At 70.5% G+C, this 25,684-nt stretch carries 23 protein-coding genes and 1 tRNA gene; 13 read left to right on the top strand and 11 right to left on the bottom strand.

All coding sequences use genetic code 11. From position 1 onward, the window contains the following. Positions 1-56: 56 nt before the first annotated feature. The 6 genes from SFY69_09660 (at position 57) to SFY69_09635 (ending at position 6,263) form a co-directional block, all read left to right on the top strand. Positions 57-623, top strand: a complete 567-nt coding sequence (locus tag SFY69_09660; GenBank protein ID MDX2132305.1) for a DNA-3-methyladenine glycosylase I — start codon at positions 57-59, stop codon at positions 621-623. Between the two features lie 312 nt (positions 624-935). After that, positions 936-2,417: a family 16 glycoside hydrolase gene (locus SFY69_09655; GenBank protein ID MDX2132304.1), complete on the top strand. Its 1,482-nt coding sequence runs from the start codon at positions 936-938 to the stop codon at positions 2,415-2,417. Then, positions 2,414-3,886, top strand: a complete 1,473-nt coding sequence (gene kynU, locus SFY69_09650; GenBank protein MDX2132303.1) for a kynureninase — start codon at positions 2,414-2,416, stop codon at positions 3,884-3,886. Before SFY69_09655 ends, kynU begins: the two co-directional genes overlap by 4 nt. Then, positions 3,883-5,298, top strand: a complete 1,416-nt coding sequence (locus tag SFY69_09645) for an NAD(P)/FAD-dependent oxidoreductase (protein ID MDX2132302.1) — start codon at positions 3,883-3,885, stop codon at positions 5,296-5,298. Before kynU ends, SFY69_09645 begins: the two co-directional genes overlap by 4 nt. After that, positions 5,295-5,951 carry a cyclase family protein gene (locus SFY69_09640; protein ID MDX2132301.1) on the top strand — a complete coding sequence of 219 codons (657 nt, stop codon included), beginning with the start codon at positions 5,295-5,297 and terminating at the stop codon, positions 5,949-5,951. Before SFY69_09645 ends, SFY69_09640 begins: the two co-directional genes overlap by 4 nt. A 126-nt stretch (positions 5,952-6,077) precedes the next feature. Then, complete coding sequence (locus tag SFY69_09635) at positions 6,078-6,263, top strand: hypothetical protein (GenBank protein ID MDX2132300.1); 186 nt, start codon at positions 6,078-6,080, stop codon at positions 6,261-6,263. Positions 6,264-6,407: 144 nt separating this feature from the next. Here SFY69_09635 and metK read toward each other — a convergent pair whose 3' ends face one another. Continuing rightward, on the bottom strand, positions 6,408-7,607 hold the full coding sequence (metK, locus tag SFY69_09630; protein ID MDX2132299.1) for a methionine adenosyltransferase: 1,200 nt from the start codon (positions 7,605-7,607) through the stop codon (positions 6,408-6,410). 227 nt (positions 7,608-7,834) lie between these two features. Here metK and SFY69_09625 point away from each other — a divergent pair, with 227 nt between their 5' ends. Beyond that, on the top strand, positions 7,835-9,046 hold the full coding sequence (locus tag SFY69_09625) for a saccharopine dehydrogenase C-terminal domain-containing protein (protein MDX2132298.1): 1,212 nt from the start codon (positions 7,835-7,837) through the stop codon (positions 9,044-9,046). Positions 9,047-9,056: 10 nt separating this feature from the next. Here the strand turns inward: SFY69_09625 and SFY69_09620 are convergent, their stop codons facing one another. Beyond that, positions 9,057-10,775: a DNRLRE domain-containing protein gene (locus SFY69_09620; protein MDX2132297.1), complete on the bottom strand. Its 1,719-nt coding sequence runs from the start codon at positions 10,773-10,775 to the stop codon at positions 9,057-9,059. Between the two features lie 319 nt (positions 10,776-11,094). Here SFY69_09620 and SFY69_09615 point away from each other — a divergent pair, with 319 nt between their 5' ends. Beyond that, positions 11,095-11,661 carry a hypothetical protein gene (locus tag SFY69_09615; protein MDX2132296.1) on the top strand — a complete coding sequence of 189 codons (567 nt, stop codon included), beginning with the start codon at positions 11,095-11,097 and terminating at the stop codon, positions 11,659-11,661. A gap of 85 nt (positions 11,662-11,746) precedes the next feature. Further along, positions 11,747-12,865: a phosphoribosylformylglycinamidine cyclo-ligase gene (gene purM / locus SFY69_09610; protein MDX2132295.1), complete on the top strand. Its 1,119-nt coding sequence runs from the start codon at positions 11,747-11,749 to the stop codon at positions 12,863-12,865. Here purM and SFY69_09605 read toward each other — a convergent pair. The 5 genes from SFY69_09605 to acpP form a co-directional block, all read right to left on the bottom strand. Next, on the bottom strand, positions 12,862-13,674 hold the full coding sequence (locus tag SFY69_09605) for a class I SAM-dependent methyltransferase (GenBank protein MDX2132294.1): 813 nt from the start codon (positions 13,672-13,674) through the stop codon (positions 12,862-12,864). The two genes, purM and SFY69_09605, sit on opposite strands and share 4 nt — an antisense overlap. Beyond that, a complete protein-coding gene (locus tag SFY69_09600; protein ID MDX2132293.1) occupies positions 13,671-15,734 on the bottom strand; it encodes a glycoside hydrolase family 15 protein in 2,064 nt (687 codons plus the stop codon). Before SFY69_09600 ends, SFY69_09605 begins: the two co-directional genes overlap by 4 nt. 108 nt (positions 15,735-15,842) lie before the next feature. After that, the gene (locus tag SFY69_09595; GenBank protein MDX2132292.1) at positions 15,843-16,127 is read right to left on the bottom strand and encodes a FliM/FliN family flagellar motor switch protein; all 285 of its coding nucleotides are present in this window, start codon (positions 16,125-16,127) and stop codon (positions 15,843-15,845) included. 91 nt (positions 16,128-16,218) lie between these two features. Then, positions 16,219-17,496, bottom strand: coding sequence for a beta-ketoacyl-ACP synthase II (fabF, locus tag SFY69_09590; GenBank protein MDX2132291.1), 1,278 nt, complete (start codon positions 17,494-17,496; stop codon positions 16,219-16,221). Between the two features lie 109 nt (positions 17,497-17,605). Further along, positions 17,606-17,851 (bottom strand): acyl carrier protein, encoded by a 246-nt coding sequence (acpP, locus tag SFY69_09585; GenBank protein ID MDX2132290.1) that lies wholly within the window; start codon positions 17,849-17,851, stop codon positions 17,606-17,608. 413 nt (positions 17,852-18,264) lie between these two features. Between acpP and SFY69_09580 the strand changes: the two genes are divergently transcribed. Together SFY69_09580 and SFY69_09575 are read left to right on the top strand one after the other, a co-directional pair. After that, on the top strand, positions 18,265-19,071 hold the full coding sequence (locus SFY69_09580) for a DUF1444 family protein (GenBank protein ID MDX2132289.1): 807 nt from the start codon (positions 18,265-18,267) through the stop codon (positions 19,069-19,071). A gap of 62 nt (positions 19,072-19,133) precedes the next feature. Continuing rightward, positions 19,134-19,784: an aminodeoxychorismate/anthranilate synthase component II gene (locus SFY69_09575; GenBank protein ID MDX2132288.1), complete on the top strand. Its 651-nt coding sequence runs from the start codon at positions 19,134-19,136 to the stop codon at positions 19,782-19,784. A 68-nt stretch (positions 19,785-19,852) separates the two neighbouring features. Here the strand turns inward: SFY69_09575 and SFY69_09570 are convergent, their stop codons facing one another. Beyond that, complete coding sequence (locus SFY69_09570) at positions 19,853-21,241, bottom strand: DUF839 domain-containing protein (GenBank protein MDX2132287.1); 1,389 nt, start codon at positions 21,239-21,241, stop codon at positions 19,853-19,855. 71 nt (positions 21,242-21,312) lie between these two features. Further along, positions 21,313-22,044 carry a hypothetical protein gene (locus tag SFY69_09565; protein MDX2132286.1) on the bottom strand — a complete coding sequence of 244 codons (732 nt, stop codon included), beginning with the start codon at positions 22,042-22,044 and terminating at the stop codon, positions 21,313-21,315. A 156-nt stretch (positions 22,045-22,200) separates the two neighbouring features. Here SFY69_09565 and SFY69_09560 point away from each other — a divergent pair. Together SFY69_09560 and SFY69_09555 are read left to right on the top strand one after the other, a co-directional pair. Continuing rightward, positions 22,201-22,273, top strand: a tRNA-Thr gene (locus SFY69_09560). A 54-nt stretch (positions 22,274-22,327) separates the two neighbouring features. After that, positions 22,328-22,768, top strand: a complete 441-nt coding sequence (locus SFY69_09555) for a hypothetical protein (protein MDX2132285.1) — start codon at positions 22,328-22,330, stop codon at positions 22,766-22,768. Positions 22,769-22,772: 4 nt separating this feature from the next. Here the strand turns inward: SFY69_09555 and SFY69_09550 are convergent, their stop codons facing one another. Further along, positions 22,773-23,738, bottom strand: a complete 966-nt coding sequence (locus SFY69_09550; protein MDX2132284.1) for an ABC transporter permease — start codon at positions 23,736-23,738, stop codon at positions 22,773-22,775. Beyond that, positions 23,735-25,657 (bottom strand): peptide ABC transporter substrate-binding protein, encoded by a 1,923-nt coding sequence (locus SFY69_09545; protein MDX2132283.1) that lies wholly within the window; start codon positions 25,655-25,657, stop codon positions 23,735-23,737. Before SFY69_09545 ends, SFY69_09550 begins: the two co-directional genes overlap by 4 nt. Between the last annotated feature and the right edge of the window lie 27 nt (positions 25,658-25,684).

Genomic DNA, 25,684 nt, shown 5'->3' with positions numbered 1-25,684 from the left:
GCACCGCACTCGCGCGCGCCCCGACCCGTCTCGCGCGATTGCTTCTACGCTCCCGCATGCCGCGCTGCCCCTGGGCCAAGACCCCGCTCTCGATCGCGTACCACGACGAAGAGTGGGGGGTGCCGGTGCGAGACGACCGCACGCTCTTCGAGTTTCTCATCCTCGAAGGCGCCCAGGCCGGGCTCTCATGGGAGACCATCCTCGCGAAGCGCGCCCGTTACCGCGAGGTCTACGCGGGCTTCGACCCCCAGGCCGTCGCCCGCTTCACGTCCCGCGACCAGGCCCGCCTGCTGGGCGATCCCGGCATCGTCCGCAACCGCCTGAAGGTCGCCGCGTCCATCGCCAACGCCCGCGCGTTCCTGCGGGTCGCCGAAGAGCGCGGCTCGTTCGCGGCCTACGCCTGGTCGTTCGTCGAGGGCGCAGAACCCCCGCCCGCGCCGCGCGTGCACACCGACATCCCGCCCCGCTCGCCCGTCTCCGACGTCTTCTCGAAGGACCTGAAACGCCGCGGCTTCTCGTTCGTCGGCACCACGATCATGTACGCGTTCATGCAGGCGGTCGGCATGGTGAACGACCACCTGGCGGACTGCCCGCGCCGCGACGCTGTGCAACGACGCGCCTAGCGATCCGCTCTGCCACTCTGCCACTCTGCCACTCTGCCACTCTGCCACTCTGCCACTCTGCCGCTCCGCCACTCCGCCACTCCGCCACTCCGCCACTCCGCCACTTTGCCACTTTGCCACTTTGCCACTTTGCCACTTTGCCACTCTTACACGCCCCCCTCCCCGCGGCGTAGCCGCGCCGTTCAATAGCCGGGGGTCGCCGCGAAGCGGCACCCCCGGATTGCGCCGCCCCCAACCCGCGCACCGCGCATCGGTGCTGGCCCCCCCTTCCGCCCCGCGCGCGATATCCTGACCCGCAATCCGGAGGTCCCCATGACCCGATACCTCGCGCTCCTCACGTTCCTCGTCTTCTGCTGCGGGACGCACCCCTTCTCCCTGCTCGCGCCCGCCGGCGCCCAGCCCATCCGCACGCTGCTCATCACCGGGAAGAACAACCACAACTGGCGCTACACGAGCCGCGTCCACGCCGACACGCTCGAGGCCACCGGCCGGTTCGACGTCACCATCACCGATGATCCTGCGCGCGACCTCGCCAGCCCGGGCATGCTCGCCCGGCACCAGCTCATCGTGCTCGACTACAACGCCGAGGAGCGCTGGCCCGAAGACATCGAGAAGGCCTTCTCCGACCACATCCGGCGCGGCTGCGGCCTCGTCTCCATCCACGCCTCCAACAACGCCTTCCGGGGCTGGGAAGACTACGAACGCATGCACGCGCTGATGTGGCGCAAGGGCGAGACCACCCACGGCAAGTTCCACGAGTTCACCGTCGAGTTCGTCGACCGTGACCACCCGATCGTCAAGGGCATCGCCGACTTCACCACCCCCGACGAGCTCTACCACAACATGGTGAACCCCCACGGCGCCGAGTACACGCTCCTCGCCCGCGCCATGTCCTCGACGGAAAGCGGCGGCAGCGGCAAGTACGAGCCCATGGCCCTCACCCGCACCTGGGGCCAGGGCCGCGTCTTCGCCACGCCCTTGGGACATACCTGGGAAAAGCAGGACGCGACCAAGGTGAGCGTGGTGAACCCGGGCTTCCGGGCGCTCCTGGTGCGCGGGGCCGAGTGGGCCGCCACCGGCAAGGTGACCCTCGACCCGCAGTGGTCGGACACGCGCCCGCACAATGCGCTGACGCCGGAAGAGCAGGCCGCCGGCTGGACGTTGCTCTTCGACGGCAGCACCACCGCCGGCTGGCACGCGTGGCGGCAGGAGGGATTCCCCAAGGCCGGCTGGAGCGTGCAGGGCGGCACGCTCTGCTTCACCCCCGGCAACGGCGGGGGCGACATCGCCACCGACGCCGACTACGCCGACTTCGAACTCTCGATCGAGTGGAAAGTGGGCCCCGGCGGCAACAGCGGGATCATGTATCGCGCCGCCGAAGGGCACGACTACCCCTGGCGCACCGGGCGCGAGTTCCAGGTGCTCGACGATCTCCGCCACGTCGACGGCAAGAAGCCCAAGACCCGCGCCGGCTGCATGTACGACCTCTTCGCGCTCGCGCACGACACCGCCCGCCCCGCGGGCGAGTGGAACCACGCGCGCATCGTCGCGGTCGGCACGCGCATCGAGCACTGGCTCAACGGGTTCAAGGTCGTCGATATCGACACCGCGAGCCCCGCCTACGCCGAGGCCATGAAGAACAGCAAGTTCGCGACGATGCCCGGCTTCGGCGAGCCCACGACCGGGCGCATCACCCTGCAGGACCACGGCGACCCCGTCTGGTACCGCAACATCAAGCTCCGGCGACTGGGCCCCGGGACGGGCGCTGCCCCCGCGCGCGAGGCGAGCGAGTGACGCCAGCCGACGGGCAGTTCCGCGAGGACGACGCGTCCGCCCGCGAGCTGGACGCGGCCGACCCGCTGCGCGAGTACCGATCGCTCTTCCACGTGCCGCGCGCCGCGGACGTCGCGCACGCCGGCAACGCCGCACCGCGCACGAACCACGACGCGCCGCAGGCCGTCGCCCCGCGGGGCGGCGGGGACGCCGAGTGCATCTACCTCGTGGGCAACTCGCTCGGGCTGATGCCGCGCGCCACGCGGGGCGCACTCGAGCAGGAACTCGACGATTGGGCGCGCCTGGGCGTCGAGGGGCACTTCAAGGCGGCCCACCCGTGGTACCCCGCGCACGAAGAAGTCCGCGATGCGCTCGCCTCGGTCGTGGGAGCGCTCCCGCGTGAGGTCGTCGCGATGAACTCGCTCACGACGAACCTGCACCTGCTGATGGTCTCGTTCTACCGCCCCACGCGCGAGCGATACAAGATCGTCATCGAGGACCAGGCGTTTCCCAGCGACTCGTACGCGGTGCAGAGCCAGGCCGACTTCCACGCCAGCCGCGCGGGCTTCGACGCCGCGGGCGCGGTCCTGCGTCTGCGCCCGCGCGCGGGCGAGGCCACGCTCCGCACCGACGACATCCTCGCCGCCATCGACCGCGAGCGCGCCTCGATCGCCCTCGTGCTGCTCGGGGGCGTGAACTACCTCTCGGGCCAGGCGTTCGACATCCCCGCCATCACGCGCTTCGCCCGCGAGCGCGGCGTCGTCGTCGGGTGGGACCTCGCCCACGCCGCGGGGAACCTCCGCCTGCGACTCCACGACGACGCCCCCGACTTCGCGGCGTGGTGCTCGTACAAGTACCTCAACAGCGGCCCGGGCGCGGTCGCCGGCGCGTTCGTGCACGAACGTCACCTTCCCCCGGGTACCCCCGCACTCCGTGCGGGGTCTTCTCCGAGACCCCCCGCTCCGGGTACCCCCGCACTCCGTGCGGGTCCCCTCCCCCGCTTCGCCGGATGGTGGGGCAACGACCCCGCCACGCGCTTCCGCATGACGCCCGAGTTCGTGCCCGTCGCGAGCGCCGACGCGTGGCAGCTCAGCAACCCGCCGGTGCTCGCCCTCGCGCCGCTGCGCGTCTCGCTCGCGATCTTCGCGCAGGCCGGCATGGATGCGCTCCGCGCCAAGAGCGAACGTCTCACCGCCTACCTCGAGTTCCTGCTCGACGCGCACGCCCGCCGGCACCCCGGGGCGGCGGTGCGCGTGCTGACGCCCCGCGACCCCGCGCAGCGCGGCTGCCAGCTCTCGCTGCGCCTGCCGGGCGACGCCCGCGCCGCCTTCCGGCGCCTGCAGGCCAGGGGCGTGGTCTGCGACTTCCGCGAGCCCGACGTCATCCGCGCCGCGCCCGTCCCGCTGTACACCACGTTCGCCGACGTGCGCGCGTTCGCCGCGATCCTCGGCGAGGTGCTCACGCCGGGCGCGAACGGAGCCGGCGCATGACGACGCGCGTGCTGATCGTGGGCGCCGGGCTCTGCGGGTCGCTGCTGGCGGTGTACCTCGCGCGGCGCGGCATGCGCGTGTACGTCGTCGAACGCCGCTCCGACCCGCGCGTGCGGGGCTACGCCGGCGGGCGCTCGATCAACCTCGCGCTCTCGGTGCGCGGGCTGTGGGGGCTGGCCGGCGTCGGGCTGGATTCGGTCGTCATGGAGCGCGACGCGATCGCCATGCCCGGGCGGATGCTGCACGACGTCGCCGGGCGCACCGCCTTCCAGCCCTACAGCGCCAACCCCGCCGACGCGATCAACTCCGTCTCGCGGGGCGATCTCAACCTCACGCTGCTGCGGGCCGCCGCGGCCGAGCCCAACGTCGAACTCACCTTCGACCACGCGTGCGAGGACGTCGATCTCGACGCGCCCGCGGGCGTGTTCCGCACGCCCGACGGCGCCGCGCGGCGCATCGACGCCGACGTCGTCCTCGGCGCGGACGGCGCGTTCTCGCCCGTGCGCGGACGCCTCCAGAAGACCGACCGCTTCGAGTACAGCCAGTCGTACCTCGCGCACGGGTACAAGGAACTGCACATCCCCGCGCGCGCGGGCGTCGAGCACGCCATGGAACAGCACGCGCTGCACATCTGGCCCCGCGGCGGCTCGATGATGATCGCCCTGCCCAACCGCGACGGATCGTTCACCTGCACGCTGTTCTGGCCCTTCGAGGGCGAGCACTCCTTCGCCGCCCTCCCGCCGGGGGAGCCAACGCGCGTCGAGGCGTTCTTCGGGCAGCACTACCCCGACGCGCTCCCGCTGATGCCCACCCTGCCCTACGACTACGCCCACAACCCCGTCGGCTCGCTCGTCACCGTGCGCTGCTGGCCCTGGCAGCACGCGGGCACCGTCGCGGTGTTGGGAGACGCGGCGCACGCGATCGTGCCGTTCTACGGCCAGGGGATGAACTGCGGGTTCGAGGACGTCCGCGTGCTGGCCGAGCTGCTCGACGCGCACGCCGGCGACTTCGGGACGGCGCTGCCCGCGTTCGAGCGCGCCCGCAAGCCGAACGCCGATGCCATCGCCGACATGGCGATCGAGAACTTCGTGGAGATGCGCGACCTCGCGGGGCGGGAGGACTTCCAGCACCGCAAGCGGATCGAGCAGACGCTGCACCGCCTGCGCGGCGACGACGTGACGCCGCAGTACAACCTGGTGAGCTTTTCGACGGTGCCGTACGCCGTAGCGCAGCGGCGGGGACGCGAGATGAACGCGTTGCTGTACGCGATTGCGGGCGACGTGCCGGCGAGCGCGTGGGGGCACCCGGCGTGGGACGCGCACGTGCTCGACGCCGCCCGTCCGCACCTGCGCACGATCACGCCGCTCGCGCCGGGCGAGGGCCGGGCTTCCGCACGGAGTGACCACCGATGACGCGCGTGTACGACATCACGCCGCCGCTCACGGCGCGGCTGGGCGTGTGGCCAGGCGATACGCCGATGACCCGCGAGGTGCTGTGCGAACTCGCGAAGGGCGACAGCGTCACGCTCAGCACCATCCGCGCCACCGTGCACCTGGGCGCGCACGCCGACGGGCCCAACCACTACACGCCGTCGGGTGTCGGCATCGGCGAGCGCGATCTCTCGTACTACCTCGGGCTGTGCATGGTCGTGGACGCGCCCGTCGCCCGCGGCTCGCGCGTCCGGGTCGAGGACGTCGCCCGCCACCTGCCGGGGGGGACGGCCGGCGGCCTGGCAGCCATCGCCGCTCCGCGCGTCCTCATCCGCACCGGCACGTTCCCGGATTTTCAGGCGTGGAACGACGACTTCGCCGGGCTCGAGCCGGCGCTCGTCGACGCGCTCGCGGCCCGGGGGGTCATCACGATCGGCGTCGACACGCCCAGCGTCGACCTGCAGACATCCAAGGACCTGCCGGCGCACGCCGCGTGCGCGAGGCACGACATCTCGATCCTCGAGGGGCTCGCGCTCGACGCCGTCACGCCGGGCGCGTACGAGCTGATCGCGCTCCCGCTGCGGCTGATGGGGTTCGACGCGAGCCCGGTGCGCGCGGTACTGCGGGAGTTGTAGCGGGCGGGCTGCGTTGCCCGCACCGCTACGCGGTGCGGACGGGTGTGGGGCGCGGTTGTCCGGGGGTGCCGCTGCGCGGCGACCCCCGGCTATTGGCCGTCGCCGCGTCGCGGCGGGGAAGAAGAAGTGAAGTGGTGGAGTGGTGAAGTGGTGGAGTGGTGGAGTGGTGGAGTGGTGGAGTGGTGGAGTGGTGGAGTGGTGGAGTGGTGGAGTGGTGGCGTGGTGGCGTGGTGGCGTGGTGGAGTGGTGGAGTGTGTGGTGGAGTGGTGGAGTGGTGGAGTGGTGGAGGGGGGCGAAGAAGTGAAGTGGTGACGTGGTGAAGGGGTGAGAGGGCGAAGGGGCGACCCCAATGCCGAATGCCGAATGCCGAATGCCGAATGCCGAATGCCGAATGCCGAATGCCGAATGCCGAATGCCGAATGCCGAATGCCGATCGCTGTTCCCCAGTCCCTTCTCTCAGGAGCACAGCTTCTTGAGCGCGTCGGCCTTGTCGGTGCGTTCCCACGAGAAGAAGCCGAGCTTCGGGCCGCGGGTGAGGTTCTTGACGCGGTCGGTGTACTGCCCCTCGTAGGGCTTGCGGCCGAAGTGCCCGTGCCGGGCGGTGGGCGAGTAGATCGGCGTGCGCAGGCCGAGCGTCTCGATGATCTTGCGCGGCGTGAGCCCGAAGATCTCGCGCACGGCGGTGGAGATGCGGTCCTCGTCGACGCAGTTCGTGCCGAAGGTGTCCACGAGCACGCTCGTCGGGTCGGCGACGCCGATGGCGTACGAGAGCTGGATCTCGCAACGCTCGGCGAGCCCGGCGGCGACGACGTTCTTGGCGATGTACCGGGCCATATACGCCGCGGAGCGATCGACCTTGGTCGGGTCCTTGCCGGAGAACGCGCCACCGCCGTGGCGGCCCATGCCGCCGTAGGTGTCGACGATGATCTTGCGCCCGGTGAGGCCCGAGTCGCCGTGCGGCCCGCCGATCTCGAAGCGCCCGGTGGGGTTCACGTGCACCTTGATGCCCGGGTTCCACCACTCCTTGAGGACGGGCTTGAGAATGTGCTCGATCACCTCGCGCTTGAGGGCGTCCTGGCGGTCGTTCCACGTCGGCTCGTGCTGGGTCGAGAGCACCACGGTGTCGACGCGCACGGGCTTGGCGTTCTCGTACTCGATGGTGACCTGGCTCTTGGCGTCGGGGCGCAGGCCCGGCACGATCGCGGCGCGGCGGACGTGGGCCTGCTGCTCGACCAGGCGGTGGGCGAGGTCGATGGCGAGGGGCATGAACTCGGGCGTGTCGCGGCAGGCGTAGCCGAACATCATGCCCTGGTCGCCCGCGCCCTCCTTGTCGACGCCCAGCGCGATGTCCTGGCTCTGGCGGTTGAGGGCCACCAGCACGGCGCACGAGTCGGCGTCGAAGCGCATCTCGGCGGTCGTGTACCCGATCTCGCGGATGGTCTGACGCACGAGCTCGGGGATGTCGACGTACGTGTTCGTCGTGACCTCGCCCGCGACGACGACCAGGCCGGTGGCGACGAGCGTCTCGCACGCGACGCGGCTCATGGGGTCGTCGGCGATCATGGCGTCGAGGATCGCGTCGGAAATCTGATCGGCGACCTTGTCCGGGTGCCCCATCGACACGGATTCAGACGTGAAGAGCATGCTGCGGGCCATACGAGTCGTCTCCTGAGTCTCTCTCCCGGGGGCCGGGCCGCCGGACGAAGCGGGTACGGTAGGGTGCGTGCCGCCGGTTTGACCATCGGGCTGGCAGGGGGCGCACGCCCCCAGTGGGATGTCCGTCCCCGCACCGAGACCAAACATCGGTCCGTCTCCGGGCCGCCTGCAGTGTGCGCAGCCTAGATTTCGACCCCCCGCGGGGGGCCTGACGAGGGGAGCGCGCGATGAAGAAGGTCCTGGTGCTGGGTGCCGGCAAGGTCGGCAAATCCGTCGGCGAACTGCTGCTGATGTGCGGCGAGGGGAACTACCACGTCACGCTCGCGGATCGCGAGCAGGCGCCGCTCGAGGAGGCAACCGCCAACCTGGCGCGCCTGCGCGCGAGCGTGCGCCACCAGGTGGCGTTCGACGCACGCCGCCTGGACGTGTCGGACGACGCGCAGGTGCGCAGCGCGCTCACGGGGCACGACTATGTCGTGTGCATGCTGCCGTTCAACTTCGTGCAGGGCATCGCGGAGGCGGCGAACGACCTGGGCGTGCACTACTTCGACGTGACCGAGGACGTGGCGACGACCGAGCAGGTGCGTCAGATCGACGCGTCCGGGCGGGCGAAGGTCGCGCTCGTGCCGCAGTGCGGGCTGGCGCCGGGGTACATCGCGGTGGCGGCGTACGACGTGGCGCGCCAGTTCGAGCGCGTGCACGACCTCACGCTGCGGGTGGGGGCGCTCCCCCAGTACCCGACGAACCAGTTGAAGTACAACGTCACGTGGTCGGCCGCGGGCGTGATCAACGAGTACTGCGAGCCGTGCAACGTCATGCTGAACGGGCACGCCGTCAAGGTGCCCGCGCTGGAAGGGCTCGAGCGGTTCTCGTTCGAGGGCGTGGAGTACGAGGCGTTCTACACCTCGGGGGGCGTGGGCAGCCTGATCGAGACGCTGCAGAACGAGAAACGCCTCTCGCCGGGCGCGAACGTGGCGTACAAGACCATCCGCTACCCGGGGCATCGAGATCTCATGCGCTGCCTGCTGCACGATCTCGGCCTGAGCGTCGAGCACGCCGAGCCCAACGCGCGCGGGCAGAAGTTCGACCGGTGGCTGCTGATCGACCTGTTCGACCATTCGCTGGCGCGCACGCTGCAGGACGTCGTCGTGATCTTCGTGAACGCGGTGGGCGAGAAGGACGGGCGGCTGTGGCAGGTGAACTTCGAGCGCACGGTGCGTGCGACGAGCCTGTTCGGGCGGGTGTGGCCGGCGATCGAACTGACCACCGCCGCGGGCGTGTGCGGGTTCCTCGACCTGCACCGGCGGGGCAAGCTGCCGCGGGCCACGGGGTTCGTGCGCCAGGAAGAGGTCTCGCTGGCGGAGTTCAGCGCGACGCCGTTCGGGCTGGGGTACGACGCGCCCGAGCGCCTCGAGCAGGCCGTGCTGGGCAATCACTGAGCCCCAGGCTTCAGGCCCGGCGCCGGCGGGCGCCGAGCATCAGGCCCAGCGCGAGCACGGTTGTGGCGCCCGGGGCCGGGATAGTGGTCGTCCAGAAGACCTCCAGCGAGGGGCGGAGGATCGTGACGCTGAACTCCGACGCGTGCATCTCGATGCCGTCGTCGTTGCCCGAGATGATCTCGGAGATGATCGCGAAGCCGTAGTTGGGCGTGCCCGAGGCCCACGCCGCGACCGCGGCGGTGACGTCGACGGTGCGGAGCGTGTCGTCATCGGGGTCGTTGTCGCCCAGGAACGTCGCGATGAGCTGGGCGTAGTCGTTGCCGGGCGTGAGCCCGCCCCCGAGGCTGTCCCACGTGCTGGATTCGTCCCACGGGCGGGTCATGAGAAAGACGTACATGTCGGGGTCGGCGAGGGGGTTGTCGATGTCGTCGGGCACGAAGAGGCTGAGCGTGGCCTGCGAGATCGACGCGCCGAGCGGCACCTTGCCGTCCTCGCCGGTCGACGTGAACATGCCGTCGAACCGCAGGAGGCCCTGGCCTCGCCGGTCGTTGAAGGGGCTGTTGTTCACGTCGTCGTCGACGACGATGCCATCGCTCCCGCCGTACGACGTGCCGGGGTTGGCCTGGCTCACCCAGGTGTCCTGCGTGCCGGCGTAGGCGTTGACGCCGTTCTGGAAGAACGCGGAGCCCCGCGCGCGATACGCGTCGAAGTCGACGTTCAGCGAGAAGCGGCTTTCGTCGGCGGCGCGGTACTCGTTGCGCGTCACCGAGTAGCTCTCGACATTGATGCGGTTGGCGGCGGTGTCGAAGTTGAGTTGGCGCAGCCAGCCGTCGCCCCCGTTGGGGTCGTCCTGGTAGTCGTGCAGCACCTCGTGCACGGGGCGGCCGAAGACGTTGGTGCTCGTCTGGCGGTACTCCTCGTGGAAGTGTCCGCAGTGGACCATGAACACGTTGGACTGGCGCCGGACGAACTCGTCGAAGAAGGCGTTGCTCTGGATGCCGTCGGGCGTGTAGGTGCCCTCGACGCCGTACCAGATGCTCGGGTAGCGCCCGCTGGGCACGAGCGGCACGCCCCCGGTGTAGTCCTGCGCGTCCTGGAGGTAGCGGTGGGTGGTGATGATGGCGGCCTTGTCGCGGTTGGCCGCGAGCACGCCCTGGGCCCACTCGAGCTCGCGGTACGGGGTGTCGCACTCGATGTTGACGACGAGCCACTCTTTGCCGGCCCCGGTGAAGGTCTGGAAGCTGCTCATGCCGCTGGGCGAGGCGCCCTTGAAGAAGTCCTTTCCGGCGAAGGTCTGCGGGCCGAAATACTCGCGGAAGTACTGCGGGATGTAGGCGGTTCCCGCGGAGCCCGAGGGCGTGATGTCGTGATTGCCGGCGGTGACGCCGTAGGGGATGTCGGCGTAGTGGATGCGGTCCATGGCGGCGCGGGCGTTGTTCCACTCGTTGCGCCGGTCGCCGTGATTGACGACGTCACCGACGTGGCTGACGTAGCGGATGTTGTTGGCGCGGGCGTTGTCGACGACCCAGCGGGTCTGGGCGTCGAAGATCTCGGGGTAGAACTCGCTGTAGTTCTGGGTGTCGGGGAGGGCGACGAACTGAAAGGTGGGGGAGTTGGCGCCGAAGGGCGCGTTGGCGTCGTTCTCGTCGGCGTGGGGCTGGAAGGCGAGGGCCGCGGTGCCGCCGGAGGTCAGGGTGATCGCCGCCGCGAGCCAGGTCGTCGTGCGCATGGGAGTCTCCGGAGGAAATGGACAAACGGCAAAGATGCAAATGGCAAGTGGGGAGGGGGAAGTGGCAGAGTGGAAAGGTGTGGTGAAGAGGCAGAGTGGAACGGTGGCAGAGTGAAGAGATGAGGCGGGTGAGGGCGGCGAAGGTGTTTGGACGGCGTGCGCATTGTGGGGCTTTGGGGGCGGGGCGTGTTGGCGTCGTGTGCAGGACGGGTGAAAGTTCGCCGGAGGAGCGGTCGGGCGTTCTGGTAGTCTCCACGGGGGCGGGCACGGATCTCTGGGACGGTGCGGCGTGCCGCGCTTCGAAATGGGGAGTGCACCGATGAACCTCGTGCAGGTCGTGCAGATCGCGTTCCCGCTGGGCGTGGGACTGGTCGTCGTCGGCACGTCGGTCTGGGTGCTCATCGACGCCCGGCGCCTGGGCATGCGGCGGACCGAGCGCAACATGCTGAGCAACTCGCCCGCGACGTGGTTCATCGGATGCCTGCTGCTGTGGGCGATCGCGTTCCCGCTGTACCTGGTCGCGCGGGCCGAGCACCTGCGCGCGAGCGGCGGCGGTGCGGGGGGCGGTGGGGGCGGCGGCTCGGGCACGCCCCAGCCCGCGGGCGTGGCGCGGGCGACCGGGGCCGTCGCGGTTGGTGCGCCGGGCAACGCGTGGATGGGCGGGGTGTCGCTCGGGCTGGGGGCCGCGAGCATTGTCCTGGGCCCGCTCGTCGGGATCTTCTCCGCACCGCTGTGGCTGGGGGGCGCGGTGCTCGGCATCGTCGCCCTCTCGACCCGTGCCCCGAACCGGCGCCTGGCGGTGGCGGGCGTCATCACCAGCGCCGCGGGCTTCCTCGCGATGGTCGTGACCATCGTTGTCGTGACAATGCTCGCCCTGCGGGCCTGAAACCCCGGTGCGGCCCGCGCACCACGTGCCGACAGGCCCGTCCGCGGGTCGTGTCGCTATCGTTGGCTCCACCCGGGAGACCACGATGGCCGGCCGTGCACGCGGATTGACGTACGCCGACTCGGGCGTCGACATCGACGAGAAAGACTCGTTCACGGAGTCGCTCGACCGCGTGCTCCGACGCACGCACACCGACCGCGTCATCCCCAACCCGGGCGGCTTCGCCGGGCTGTTCCGCCTGGACTACAAGGCCCGGCTGTTCGCCCGCAACTACAAGGACCCGGTGCTCGTCGCGTGCTGCGACGGGGTCGGCACGAAGGTGAAGCTCGCGGCCCAGCTCGGCGTGTTCGATACCGTCGGCATCGATCTGGTCGCGATGAACGTGAACGACCTGATTGTCCAGGGCGCCGAGCCGCTGTTCTTTCTCGACTACATCGCCACGCCCGTCATCGACCGTGCCTTCCTGCACGACCTCGTGCGCGGCATCGCCGAGGGGTGCCGGCGTTCCGGCTGCGCGCTGCTCGGGGGCGAGACGGCCCACATGCCGGATCTGTACCGCACCGGCGACTTCGACCTCGCCGGGTTCTGCGTGGGCGTCGTGGAGCTCAAACGCGTGCAGCGCCCGGCGCGCGTGCGCTCTGGCGACATCGTCCTGGGGCTCGCGAGCGACGGCATCCATAGCAACGGCTACACGCTCGTGCGCAAAGTGGTCGAGAGCGCGGGGCTGGATCTCGCGCGCGTCTACACGGAGTTGAACCCGCCCGCGCCGGCCCGGCGCCGGTCGAAGGCCGCCGCCGCCGAGCCCCGCACGCTCGGGCAGGTGCTGCTCACCCCGACGCGGCTGTACGCCTCGCCGATCGTGCGGCTGCTGCGCTCGTACGCGGTGAAGAACGTGGTGACGGGCATGGCGCACATCACGGGCTCGGGGCTGGGCGGGAATCTGTGCCGGGCGCTGCCCCCGACGCTGGACGCGGTGGTCGAGCGGGGCTCGTGGCCCGTGCCGCCGGTGTTCACGTTCCTGCAGGCGCACGGGAAGATCGAGAACGAGGAAATGGAGCGCGTGTTCAACATGGGGCTGGGGTACTGCCTCATCGTGCGGCCCGCGTTCGCCGAGTCCGTCCGCGAGCAGCTCGAGAAGTTCGGCGAGCGTGTGTTCAAGGTCGGCACGATCGCGAAGGGCAGCGGGCAGGTCCGGCTGCGCTAGCGGGCGTGGGCTGGATCGCCCGCGCCTGTGCCGTGCGGCACGCGATGGAAGACGAGGCTGGTGCCCGCGATGTGGCGCAGGGGCAGTTCGCGCGCCAGCGCGTTGAGCGCGCGGAAGACACCCTGGGCGCGGCGAGGCCCGCGGTAGTCGTGCCACAGGATGATCGCGCCCGGGGCGGCCATCCGCAGGGCGAGGCGCGAGTCGTTCTCGACGTACGAGCGCGCGTGCGAGCCGTCGATGAAGATGAGGTCGAAGGCCCGTTCGTACGGGGCCGGGTCGAACTGCTTGCTGTCGCCGAAGAGTTGGCGCACCTTGGGCTCGACCTCGGTCCCGGTGTAGTAGAAGGTCGTGAAGGCCGACTCGCGCACGGCCGCACGCCCGTCGTGCGCCGCGTCGCCCGGCGCGCGTGCGTACGCCGCCGCCTGCTCGGGCGAGAGCGTGATGGTGGTGACGACGCCGTCGGCCGGGCAGTTGCGCGCCAGCAGGTAGGTTGTCTTGCCGGTGCAGGTGCCGAGTTCGAAGATCGCGCGTCGGCGTTTCGCGAGCGTGCAGAGCACCCAGGTCTCGAGGTCGCTGATGCCCCCGGGCACGCCGACGGCCCCGACAAAGGCGACCTCGGTGTCGCGCGACGGGCCCAGGGGCGTGGTCGCGAAGACGGGGTCGACCTGGTCGAGGCGGACGGTGCGGATGGGCCAGCGCGTGAGCAAACCCCGCTGCTCGTACTTCGCGCGCATCTGCGCGAGGCGCACGCCCGCGGCGACCAGCAGGACCGCGCTCAGGCCCAGCAGCGACCAGGCGAGCACGCTCATCGCGCGGCGGCCTCGTGGTCCTCGTCGGACGAGGCCGCGGGGTTCGCGGGCGTCGCCGGGTGGGGCGGGGCGTGCGCCGGGCGCGGGGCCTCGCGCGTCCGGATGTCGCGCAGTTTCGCGAGGTACTCGAGCACGACCATCACGTACGTCGCGTGGCTCCACGTGAGCGGGCTGACGGAGATGGCCTCGCCCGTGAAGGGGTGAAACTGCTCGGCGAGCACGCCGCTGGGCTCGGCGCGGGCGACGCACCAGTTGAGGATGTCGAGGGCTTCCTGGAGGTCGGCCTCGGTGCGCGCCAGGGCGATGATGTACTGGGCGCGCCAGAGGGTGCAGATGACCCAGGGGTTGCCGGGCACCTTGGTGATGTCGTCGCGCTCGACCTGGTGGTAGTAGTCGTGCTGGTAGCGGGCGTACCCGCCGATGGGGGTGCGCACCATGACGAGCTCGCGCATGTGCGCGATCTCCTGGGCGACCATCTCGTCGGTGGGGGAGAGGCCCGCGATGGCGAAGAGCGCGAAACTCGCGGAATCCGCCGTCATTTCCATCTTGTAGCCGTTGCCCGCCTGCGGGGTCACGAGGCGTGCGAACCGCTTGGCCTGCGGGTTCCACATGTGCCGGCGCATGGCGCCGATCATGCGTTCGGCGCCCTCGCGGTAGAGGGCTGCCCGGTCGAACTCGCCGAAGTCGGTGGCGAACGCCGCCGCCGCCCGCAGCGCGCCGATGGTGCACGCGACGGTGAAGAGGTGCACGCCGCGGCGTTCCTCCCACAGGTCCCAGGAAGGGTGGGGAAGGCCGTGCGTGTCGCGGTACTTGAGCGTCCAGTCGGCGGGGCGGACGATGAGCGACTGGTAGAGGGGCTTGACGAACTCGACGTCGCGGAACGTCTCGAAGTGCTTGCGGAGCGCCCACATCACGAGGCTCGTTTCATCCTGCTGGATGGGCAGCACGCGCTGGCCCTCGAGCATCCAGGGGTGCCACGAGCTGGCCAGTTCCGCCGCGGGCGTGTACTTATGCAGGAAGTACGAATCGCCCCGCAGACAGCGGGCCGCGTAGCGGAAGAAGTTGCGCGAGAGCTCGCTCTGCCCGGTGAGGGTGAGCGCGTAGGCGACGAGCGCGCCGTCGCGTGGCCAGCAGTACGAGTAGTGATCGCCCCCGAACTGCGTGATGTCGCTGTCGTTGGCGGCGATGATGGCCCCGCCGTTGTCGATCTGAGTCCGCATCACGAGCTGGCTGCGCCGGAAGAGGTCGCACACCGCCGGCGGAAGCGAGCGCTCGTCGAGGGGCTCCTTGCGGACCCAGAGGTTCCAGTACGACGCGGTCCGCTCGATCATGCGGTCGGGCCCGGTCTCGAGGATCCGCTGGTTGAGGGCCTTGACCTCGGAGTAGGAACTCCCGCAGGCGAGCCACTGCGTGACGTACGCCGTGCCGCCGGCGGGGACCTGGAGGTTGTAGCCGATGGTGGCGTCGACGCTGCCCTGGCTGATGGCGTTGCGCCCCAACTGTCCGTCCTCGGCGTCGCGCCAGGTGCCCTCGGCGCCGCGGACGCGCTTGGTGCCGATGGCCCAGTTGTCGATGCCGCACTTGTTCTCGTCGCAGGCGTTGAAGAGGAAGTAGGCGTCGTCCTTGTACACGACGACCGCGCTGGTCGCGGGGTCGTAGTTGGCGGTGTCGCCCACGGGCGACCCGCGCACGGAGAGGTCCCAGTGGCTGAAGAGGCGGACGTCGCGGTCGCGCCCCGTGAGGTCGCGCACGACGCAGCGCCGGAAGTACGCCGGCTCGTGGAAGTCCACGGCGTCGCTGCACTCGACCTCCAGGCCCAGGTCGGCGTGGCGCAGGCGCACGTCGGTGACGAGCGTGTCCTTGCGGTAACGCAGGCTCCGCTCCCACCCGCCCTCTTCGATCCACGCGAACCGCCCGTCGACCCACACCCCGAAGCGCTGCACGTGCCCGTCCGTGTGGTTGTACCGGCCCACGTGCGGGTAGTGGATGTCCCGCACCCGGTACAACCGGTCGAATGTCACAAGCAGGTCGCCGTTGCCGACGGGGATGTCTCGGGGCATGTGGTGCTCAACGCGCCGGGCGCGGTCGGAGTTCTCGGGGTGCCGCGTGCGGCCCGTCGGCACGCACGACGCCAACCGTATCGGGCTTCCCGCCCCAAGGGTGTGTCGTCAGCCGGACACCGCGGCGTCGATCCGCTCGACCGGGTGCCCGATCTCGGTGATCCGCAGGCCGAAGTTCTCGCCCACCTTCACCGCGCGGCCACGCCCCACCTTGCGGTTGTTCACCTGGAGGTCGAGGTCGCTCTCCGCGTCCTTCGCGAGCTCGATGATCGAGCCCGGCACGAGCGCCAGCACCTCGTTGGTCCGCAGCAGCCGCTCTCCGAGGAGCACGATCACCGGCACCTCGAGGCGCAGCGCACGAGACAGCGAGTTGGGGTCGGTCGGATGGCGCACCGGGAGCCTCCATCGGCGGATCGTCGCGACGGAGTTACCGCAACCCGCGTGCCGGACGCTCGACGCCCTCGGGCGCCCCGTCCCGCGTCGTTCATCCGGCGTACGCGCCCAGGATCAGCGTCACGTTGTGCCCGCCGAACCCGAACGTGTTGTTCATCGCGTACCGCACGCGGCGTTCGCGCGCGTGCCCGGGCACGAAGTCGACGTCGAACCCGTCGTCGGGCTCTTCCAGGTTGATGGTCGGGGCGATGACGCCGTCTCGCACGGCGTGCAGGCAGGCGATCATCTCGACCGCGCCGCTGGCGCCCAGACAATGCCCGTGCATCGACTTGGTCGAACTCATGAGCAGCTTGCCGCCGGCGGATCTGCGGGCGTGATTTCCGAACAGACTCAGAACGGCGGCCACCTCGGCCTTGTCGCCCAGGGGCGTGCTCGTGCCGTGGGCGTTGACGTAGTCGATCTGCTCGTGGTTGAGGCCGGCGTCGCGAAGAGCCATCTTCATCGAGCGCGCCGCGCCGCCTCCCTCGGCGTCGGGGGCGGTGATGTGCGTGGCGTCCCCGCAGTTGCCGAATCCGAGTATCTCGCCCAGGATGATCGCACCGCGGGACCGGGCGTGCTCCTCGGTCTCGAGCACCATCATGGCCGCGCCCTCGGCGAGCACGAAGCCGTCGCGGGTGCGGTCGAACGGGCGGCTGGCCTTGGTCGGCTCGTTGTTCCGCGTCGAGAGCGCCCGCATGACCATGAACGCGCCGACGCACAGGGGCGTGCAGGCGGCTTCGGCGCCGCCGACCACCATCACGTCGGCCAGGCCGCGGTGCAGGTACTGCGTCGCGTCGCCGATGGCGTGCCCGCTGCTGGCGCAGGCGGTGGCATGGCACGAGGCCGGCCCTTGCAGGCCGAACTTGATGGAGATGTTCCCCGCGGCGGCGTTGGCCATCAGACGCGGAACGGTGAAGGGGTTGAGGCGGTCCGGGCCGCGCCCCTTCATGACAAGCACCCCGTCCTCGATCGTCTTGATCCCGCCGATGCCGGAGCCGACGATGACGCCGCAACGCTCGGGGTTTTCCTTGGCAAGATCGATGCCGGAGTGTCGGACGGCCTCGGCGGCCGCGGCCATTCCGAGCTGGCTGAAGCGGTCAAGGCGCTTGGCTTCTTTGAAGTCGAGGAAGGACGAGACGTCCCAGTTCTTGACCTGCCCGGCGATGCGGACGTCCCAGTGATCGGCGAAGGTCTGGAAGTCCTCGCCCTCGATCTCGCTGATGCCGCTGCGCCCTTCGCGCATGGCCGCCCACGTCGAGGCGGCGTCCGTTCCCAGGTTTGTCACCGCGCCGATACCGGTGATGACCACCCTGTGTCCCGCGCTCCGCATGAATTGCTCCTGCGCCGTCCGCGGGCCGCCCGAGCGGTGTGCCGCGCGTGCGCCCCGATGTTTCCGTCACTCGACCCGCGAGCGTCGGCGATCCGGGAATCAGGACGGATCAGGCGGCGTGGTGCTGCTTGATGAAGTCGATCGCGTCGCCGACGGTCTTGATCTTCTCGGCCTGATCGTCGGGGATCTCGGTCTCGAACGCTTCCTCCAGTTCCATGACCAGTTCGACCTGGTCGAGGCTGTCGGCGTTCAGATCGTCGATGAAGCTCGACGTGCGCGAGATCTTTGACTTGTCGTGCCCCATCTGCTGGGCCACGATTTCGATCACTTTCGCTTCGATCTCCTGCTCGGTCACGTGCGTTCTCCGTTTCGATCGACCCAGGGGCCGGCCCACACGCCCCCCGGAGACCACCGGCCCCCGGGGAACACGACTCTACCCCTTTCCCGCCGACGTGTCCGTCGCCCGCGAACCCTGCCGGGCTTCTAGGGGGGCGGGATTATACACCCCTCCCCCTCCCCGGCGCAGACGACATGATCCTTCCATCCCGACCCGTGGCGCGAACCGAGCACGCAAGGTCTGCGCCCCGGCAAGGCGGACGGCGTCATGCGCAGTCCCCGGGGGTGGATTGTCCGAACCGATTCTGACCTCGGGCGAATCGAAGGACGATGGTCTCTCCCGAAGGTTCAACCCCGGGCGTCTCGCCCGGCCTTCGGGACGCGGGCGATTCCGCCCCCTGCCCGGAGGATGAGAGGAGTCCCATGGGCTCGATGCCGCGAGAACCCGAAGCGTTCGCCGAAACCGTCGCGTCCATGCTGCGCCAACTGCAGCCGGCCTACGCGGTCGACTTCATCGGCCCGCGCGAGCTCATCGTCAACGGGCGGCGGCTCGACCTCGAGAACCTCTTCCGCATGGTCAACCACGAGCCCGCCCGCGGCACCGAGATCGTCTCGCACTACCTCGAGCAGCTCTTCGCCGGCGACGCCCTCCAGCTCGTCTCGATGTCGCTCGACTTCGCCCGCTCGCGGATCATGCCCCGCATCCAGCCCGAGGGCATCTTCCGGCACCTCTCGCGCGAGCAGGTCGCGCACGTCCCGTTCGTCAACGACACGGTCATCGTCTTCGTCACCGATCTCCCGCACATGACCGTGAGCATCACGACCGAGCAGCTCGTGCGCTGGCGCCTCGACATCGAAGAGACCGAGCAGATTGCGCGCGAGAATCTCAACCAGTACGCGCCCGAGCTGGAAGTGCAGGTCGTGGAATCGAAGGAGGGCGGGAAGGCCGCGATCCTGTCGCAGCACGACGGGTACGACGCGGCCCGGCTGCTGCTCGACGGGCTGTACGACCGGCTGGCGCCGCAGCTGGGCGGGAACTTCTACGTCGCCACGCCCGCGCGCGACATGTTCGTGGGGTTCTCGTGCGGGCCGGACCCGTTCGTCGCGCGCCTGCGCGAGCGCGTCGAGCACGACTTCCGCCGCTTGCCGTACCCCATCTGCGCCGACTTTTTCCTCGTCACGCGCGACGGGGTGTGCGGGACCAAGCCCGAGACGAGCGCCCAGGGCGAGGCGGCGTAGGGACGCGACGGGTTCGCGGCGCGAGCCCCGCGCCCGGCACGGGCGCGTCACTACCCTCCGGCGTGATCCTGCTCATCGACAACTACGACTCGTTCACGTGGAATCTCGTCCAGCGTCTGGGCGAGATCGACCGGTCGCTGCGCGTCGGGCGCGACCTGCTGGTCGTGCGCAACGACGAGATCACGCCCGACCAGGCCGCGGGTCTCGACGCGGGGCGCGGGCCCTCGCGCGTGATCATCTCGCCCGGGCCTTGCACGCCCAAGGAGGCCGGGTGCTCGGCGGCGATCATCGAGCGGTTCGCCGGGCGCGTGCCCGTGCTGGGCGTGTGCCTGGGGCACCAGACGATGGCCGACATGAACGGCATGACCGTGACGCGCCACGCGGTGCCCGTGCACGGCAAGACGAGCCCGATCCACCACGACGGGCGCGGCGTCTTCGCCGGGCTGCCCAGCCCGTTCGACGCGACACGCTACCACTCGCTCGTGGTGCTGCCCGAGACGATCCCCGCGCGACGCCCGGGCGAGGACGGCTGGGAAGTCTCGGCGTGGACGATCGAGCGGACTGAAGCGGGCGACCAGCGGCGGGTGGTCATGGGCCTGCGCCGCGCGTGGGCGGACGGCACGAAGCGCCCGCTCGAGGGCGTGCAGTTTCACCCGGAGAGCTTCTTGACGCTCGAAGGGCCGCGGCTGCTGGCGAACTTCTTGGCGCAGTGACTTGGCGCAGTGACCGGGAAGGTGCGCCGGCGCTCGTCCTGCTTGCCTGTCTCGCTCTCTCGCTCTCTCTACCGCTTCTTCCACGGCCCGCGGATGGCGAGCGTGAGGCCCGGGTGCTGGATGTTCATGAAGAGCGTCGAGCCATCGGGCGAGAAGCACGCGCCGGCGGTTTCGGAGGTGTTCACGCGGGTCATGGCGAGGCGGTAGGGGATGCCGTCGGGCGTGACGCCGACGAGCCCGTTCGCGCCGTCGCCGTCTTCGCAGACGATGAGGTCGCCCCAGGGGGCGACGGTCAGGTTGTCGGCGTTGTTGAGCACCTTGGAGTCGTGGACCTCGAGCATGAGTTCGAGGATGCCGGGGTTCTTTTCTTCGTCGGGCGTGCCCTCGGCCTGGCTGGGCGTGTACTTCCAGAGCTGGCCCATCTCCGACGAGCCGCCGCTGGTGGAGGCGAAGTAGGCGCACGAGTCGCCGTACCAGATGCCTTCGCAGCGGGCGAAGATCGCCCCGCCCTTGCTCTGGGCCTGCGTGCGGAGGTCGTCCTTGGGTGCCTCGACGTTGACGAGGTCGACCCAGCGCACGCGGAGCTTCTCGCCGACCTTCACGGTCTGGTGCGCCTTGTCCCAGTTGCGCGTGTCGAGCGTGGCGCGATCGGCGACGCACAGCGCCTGCAGACGCCCGCCGGCGAGCAGGCGGGTGCGTTCCTTCGGCAGGTATCGGTAGAGGCCGGCGTCGGCGACGTCCTCGGTCTGATAGACGGCGCCGCTGCGCGGGTCGAAGGCGACGGCCTCGTGGCGGAAGCGGCCCATCGCGGTGATCGGCTCGGGCTTGACGGCGCCGGTGGCGCCGGCGGGGACTTCGAAGACCCAGCCGTGGTCGTGCTCGCGGCCTTCGCCCTTGGTGAGGGCGGTCTCTTCGCAGGTAAGCCAGGAGTTCCAGGGCGTCGGTCCACCCGCGCAGTTCCGCGCGGTGCCGAACAGGCTCATGAACTGGCGCTCGACCTTGCCGGTGAGCTGGTTGTAGACGACGGTGGTGGTGCCGCCCAGTTCCGGGGCGCGCCCGCCGCCGGCGTCGAACATGCGGTCGGGGGCCAGCTTCGACAGGCGGGCGTTGTCGGCGCCGAACGGGCCCAGCGCGACATCGGTCGCGTCCATCTCGTGGTTGCGGACCAGGATGACGCGGTTGTTCTCGCCCCGGAAGGCGGCCATCCCGTCGTGCTTTCCGGGGAGGAGGAACCCGTCGTCCATCTCCTCGCCGGCGCGCGAGAACGTGGAGTACGTGAACCCGGCGGGAAGGTCGATGATCCCACGGGGGTCGCGGATCAGCGGGCCAAAGCCGGTGTCGGAGGCTTCGAGCGCCGAGGCGAGGGTCTTGTGACGCGCGTAGAGCGAACTGAGCCCGGCAAACCCGAGCGTGAACGCGGTGCCCCGATTCAGAAACTCACGGCGAGTGTGTGCCATCACTGATTCCTCTCGTGCAACGACGAAAGGTAGCGGGATGGGTCACGAACCCGTGCGGAGAGGTCGGATCCTCACACAGTCTTCGCGCGGCGACGACGGCACGCCAGCGCGCCCAAGGCAAGCACGCCCAGCGAGCCCGGCGCCGGGATCTTCGTCAGGATCAGATCGCCCTGGTTGCGGACGGCGTTGCGCTGATTGAACGACCACTGCACCGTCGGGAACTCGGGCGACGCGCTCTGGTACCCGATGGAGGCGAATCGCCCGCCCTCGACGCCCTCGTCCTGCACGTCCTGGTAGGAGAAGACCGCGAAGATGTTCGTGCGGAAGTCGTCGACGTCGTTCACGCGGACCTGGGTGGTGACGGTGCCGCCGAGCCCGCCCATCGGCACGTTGTTCCACTGGACGATGTAGTAGATGTCCGTCGGATCGTTGGTGAACTCGCGGAAGAAGAACTGGGTGGTGGCGACGGCGGGATTCGGGGTGTCCCAGATGATCGCCATGGCCGTCTTCTGGTCGTAGAGGTTCGGCGAAGGAAGGGTTTCGTACGCCCCGACGGCCTCGGACGCGCCGACGTTCGAGGCGATGGTGCAGCCGTAGCTCACCTTGATGTCGCCCGCGGGGAAGACGTCGTTACCGATCGAGGTGGTGACGACGGTCGAGCCGTTGAACGGGATGAAGAGTTCGATGGTGCCGGGCAGGCCCGCGATGTCCTGGAAGTTGCCCGACCCTTCCTGGAACTGGAGCTGTGCGCTCGCGAGGCTTGCGCAGGCCAACACCCCGAACACGAACGTGGTCCGATTCATCCGAATCTCCCTTCACCCTCGGCGGGCCGCCTGAAACTCCGGTGCGGCCGACGCCCAACGGCGTAGGGTACTCCGGAGTCGCCACGCCGCAAGACCTTACCGCGCGAAATCCGCGCTTAGGGCCCGGACGCGGGCGTCCCCTATACTGTCCCCGCCGCCGCCTTAGCTCAGTTGGTAGAGCAGCGCTTTTGTAAAGCGCGGGTCGCAGGTTCAAGTCCTGTAGGCGGCTCTTGCGAGCAGCGAGCGGCCCGCCGCGGGCGCCCAGACCGGAGCCGATAACCGCATGATCACCCCGTCGCCGACCACCGAGATCGACCCCGCGCTGGCCCGGGGCGTCCTCTTGGGCGTGCTTGCCCAGACCGCCACCAAGCCCGCCATGCTCGTGTTCGGCGTGCCGAACACGTCGTACGAACTGCACCTGCGTCCGGGGGGCGAGGTGCCGCCCGCGGTGGGCAAGCGGCTCATCGGGGTGATCCGGGTCGAGGCGCGCCGGGTGGACCGGGTGGACACCGGCGGGCGCTTCGTCGAGCCGGTCGCCGGTCGCCCGCGCCGGGTGCAGGGACGCGTCGTGCGCATGGACGGCGAGGCGCTGGTCGTCGACGCGGGCGTGCCGATCCACCTGCTGCTCTGCGACGCGCGCCAGGGCCCGGCGGACTTTGAGCCCGGGGCCATCGTGTCGTGCGACGTGCTCGACGGCGCGACCTTCACGCCCCGCACCGCCTGAGCCGTCACGACACGCGCGGGTCTACCACGCGGACGAGCACGTCGGCGGCGAGGTTCAGCAGCACGAGCGCGACGGCGTAGACCAGCACGACGCCCATCAGCAGGAACAGGTCCTTGTTCTGCACGGCGCTCACGAAGTGCTGGCCCATGCCGGGCACGCTGAAGACGGTCTCGACGACGAACGAGCCGGTCATGGCCCCCGCGCAGGCCGGGCCGAGGTAACTGACCGTCGGCACGAGCGCGTTGCGGAGGGCGTGCCGGAAGATCACGGTGCGTTCGGGCAGGCCCTTGGCCCGGGCCGTGCGGACGTAGTCGGCGCGCAGGGCCTCGATCATGCCCACGCGCGTGAGTCTCGCGATGTACGCGGCGTAGGGAAGGCTGAGGGTCGCCGCGGGCAGCAGCATGCTGCGCAGCGAGCCCCACCCGCCGACGGGCGCCCAGCCGAAGACGATCGCGAACAGCGCGAGCAGCGCGGTGCCGACGACGAACGTCGGCAGGCTGATGCCCACGAGCGCCAGCGAGAGGGTGAGCGCGTCGAGCACGCCCCCGGGGCGCACGGCCCCGGCGACCCCCGCGCCCACGCCGATGACGAGCGCGAGCGCGATGGCCGCGGCGCCGAGCGAGACCGAGACGGGGAGGGCGTCGACGATGATGTCGGCCACGCGCTGGTCGCGGTACTGCAGCGAGGGGCCCAGGTCGAAGACGTCGCGGCCGTCCATCGGCTCGCCGCGCCGCGCGTCGATGGCGTAGCGCACGCCGCTGGCGCGGAGCGTGTACGACCACGCGAACGACCAGAAGCTGTCGAGCCGGTACTGGGCGCGCATGGCGGCCTCGACTTCCGCGGGCGGGCGGCGCTCCGCGCGCTCCAGCGGGTTGCCCGGCACGCCCCACGCCAGCGCCAGGGTGAGGAGCAGCACGGCGCCCAGGATGAGCGGGAGTTGCAGCAGTCGCCGGGCGATGAGCGCGATCACGGCGTGGTTCCGTGCGGGGCGGGGGGTGCGGGCGGGGCGAGCGAGCCGCCGGCCCGCCCCGGGCGCATGGCGGGCGCGACGTCGGCGCCGACGCCGTCGCCGAGGATGTCGACGCGCGAGAGGTCCTGTGCCTGGCGCGGGTGGGGCGAGATGCCCCCGACGCGGTGCGGGTCGAAGAGGTACTGCTGCACGTACTGGTAGATCGGCGCGAAGGGCAGTTCGTGCTCGACGAGCAGCGCCTCGGCGCGCGCGAGGATGGCGAGGCGCTCGGCGGGGTCGGCGGCGCGTTCGGCCTCGGCCAGCAGCTCGTCGTACGCGGGGCTGGAATAGCCGCGGTCGTTGTTGCCGTTGCCGGTGCGGTTGAGGTCCAGGAACGTGGTCGGGTCGCCGTAGTCGCCGAACCACGTCGCGCGGCTCACCATGAACCGCCCGCCCTTCACGTCCTCGCGGAAGGCACGCGTCTCCTTGACGATCACCCGCGCCCGCACACCCAGGCGCGAGCCCCAGTCGCGCGCGACGGCCTGCGCGATGAGCGCGTGGTTTCCCTCGCTGTTCACGAGGATCTCGATGGCGGGGAAGCCCGCGCCGCCGGGGAAGCCGGCCTCGGCCAGTTCCCGGCGCGCGATCTCGACGTCGGGCTCGAGCCCCGGGGGCGAGGCGTACCCGCCGATCGAGCCGGGCGGGATGAGCGTGCGGGTCGGGCGCTCGCCGCCCCGGAGGATGTCGCGCGCCACGCTCTCGCGGTCGATCGTGCGGGCGAATGCGCGGCGGACGCGCGCGTCGGCGAAGGGATTGGGCGTGCCGTCGCCCAGGCGCGGGCGACAGTTGAAGTTGTAGAAGTACGTTCCGAACGAGGGAAACGCGTGCACGTGCGCGCGCGGATCGCGCGGGAGGGCGCGGTCGATCGCGACGGGATCGAGCCCGGCGGCCCGCAGACGCGCGACCTCCGGGGCGTGCGCCGCGTGGAAGGCCTGCTTGGCGGCGAAGATCTCGCCGCGATAAAACGGGGTGACGTCGCTGGTCCAGTCGACCGCGCCGGAGCGGAAGGCGAGGACCTGGGCGTTGCCGTCGGCGATGGAGGGGATGGCGACGCTGCGGACGTTGACGCGCTGGCGGTCCCAGTAGTGCTCGCTGCGTTCGAAGCGCATGTGGCGCTTGAAGCGCCACTCGGTGAGACGGAACGGGCCGTTGGACACGAGCGTGCCGGGGCGCGTCCACGAGGGGTCGGTGCGGCGCAGGGCGGTGCGCGGGTCGATGGACTCGTGGCGTTCGAGGGTGGCGCGGTGTACGGGCGCCAGCGGGCCGAAGGACGTGAGATCGAGGAAGTAGGGCGTCGGGCGTTCGAGCTCGACGACGAGCGTGCGGTCGTCGGGCGCGTGCACGCCGACGCGCTCGTCGAACGCGCGGACCGTTTCCTCCCACAGGGCCGCGGCCCGGGCGGAGTCACGGGTTGACGCCGCGGCGTACGCCGCGAGTTGACGCGACCGCCACTCGACGAACTCGCGCACGCCCCGCACGCACGAGAGCAGTGCGGCGTAGTCGCCCCCGCCGTCGGGCAGGATGAGCCGTCGCCACGCGTACACGAAGTCGTGGGCCGTGACGGGCGAGGCGTCGCTCCAGCGGGCGTCTTCGCGCAGGCGGAAGGTGTACGCGCAGGCGTCGTCGGAGATCGTCCAGGACTCGGCGACGCCGGGGACGGGGTCGAACGACTCGCTGAAGACGTCCCAGCGCGTGAGGCCCTCGGAGAGGAGCGACGCGGCGCGGAAGTCTTGCAGCCACGACATCTGGACGGGGTCGAGCGTGCTGACCTCGCCCCGGTTGACCATGACGAAGTCGGCGCGGGGGGGCGCGCCGCCCGCGAGCAGGCCCGCGAGGGCGACGGACGCCAACAGCACCAGCGGGAGAGCCAGTCGGAGCACGGGCGCAGCGTATCGCGCCCGCGCGCG

This window comes from Planctomycetota bacterium (genome assembly GCA_033763975.1).
Taxonomy (GTDB): domain Bacteria; phylum Planctomycetota; class Phycisphaerae; order Phycisphaerales; family UBA1924; genus RI-211.
The sequence above is the reverse complement of the archived record's forward strand: the minus strand, read 5'-3'. Positions and strand labels throughout refer to the sequence as shown.

Excerpts from the sequence above, each read along its gene's own strand:
- SFY69_09660 (MDX2132305.1), top strand. The coding sequence starts at position 57 with ATGCCGCGCTGCCCCTGGGCCAAGACCCCGCTCTCGATCGCGTACCAC.
- SFY69_09655 (MDX2132304.1), top strand. The coding sequence starts at position 936 with ATGACCCGATACCTCGCGCTCCTCACGTTCCTCGTCTTCTGCTGCGGG.
- SFY69_09645 (MDX2132302.1), top strand. The coding sequence starts at position 3,883 with ATGACGACGCGCGTGCTGATCGTGGGCGCCGGGCTCTGCGGGTCGCTG.
- SFY69_09640 (MDX2132301.1), top strand. The coding sequence starts at position 5,295 with ATGACGCGCGTGTACGACATCACGCCGCCGCTCACGGCGCGGCTGGGC.
- metK (MDX2132299.1), bottom strand. The coding sequence starts at position 7,607 with ATGGCCCGCAGCATGCTCTTCACGTCTGAATCCGTGTCGATGGGGCAC.
- SFY69_09625 (MDX2132298.1), top strand. The coding sequence starts at position 7,835 with ATGAAGAAGGTCCTGGTGCTGGGTGCCGGCAAGGTCGGCAAATCCGTC.
- SFY69_09620 (MDX2132297.1), bottom strand. The coding sequence starts at position 10,775 with ATGCGCACGACGACCTGGCTCGCGGCGGCGATCACCCTGACCTCCGGC.
- SFY69_09615 (MDX2132296.1), top strand. The coding sequence starts at position 11,095 with ATGAACCTCGTGCAGGTCGTGCAGATCGCGTTCCCGCTGGGCGTGGGA.
- purM (MDX2132295.1), top strand. The coding sequence starts at position 11,747 with ATGGCCGGCCGTGCACGCGGATTGACGTACGCCGACTCGGGCGTCGAC.
- SFY69_09605 (MDX2132294.1), bottom strand. The coding sequence starts at position 13,674 with ATGAGCGTGCTCGCCTGGTCGCTGCTGGGCCTGAGCGCGGTCCTGCTG.
- SFY69_09600 (MDX2132293.1), bottom strand. The coding sequence starts at position 15,734 with ATGCCCCGAGACATCCCCGTCGGCAACGGCGACCTGCTTGTGACATTC.
- fabF (MDX2132291.1), bottom strand. The coding sequence starts at position 17,496 with ATGCGGAGCGCGGGACACAGGGTGGTCATCACCGGTATCGGCGCGGTG.
- SFY69_09580 (MDX2132289.1), top strand. The coding sequence starts at position 18,265 with ATGCCGCGAGAACCCGAAGCGTTCGCCGAAACCGTCGCGTCCATGCTG.
- SFY69_09570 (MDX2132287.1), bottom strand. The coding sequence starts at position 21,241 with ATGGCACACACTCGCCGTGAGTTTCTGAATCGGGGCACCGCGTTCACG.
- SFY69_09565 (MDX2132286.1), bottom strand. The coding sequence starts at position 22,044 with ATGAATCGGACCACGTTCGTGTTCGGGGTGTTGGCCTGCGCAAGCCTC.
- SFY69_09555 (MDX2132285.1), top strand. The coding sequence starts at position 22,328 with ATGATCACCCCGTCGCCGACCACCGAGATCGACCCCGCGCTGGCCCGG.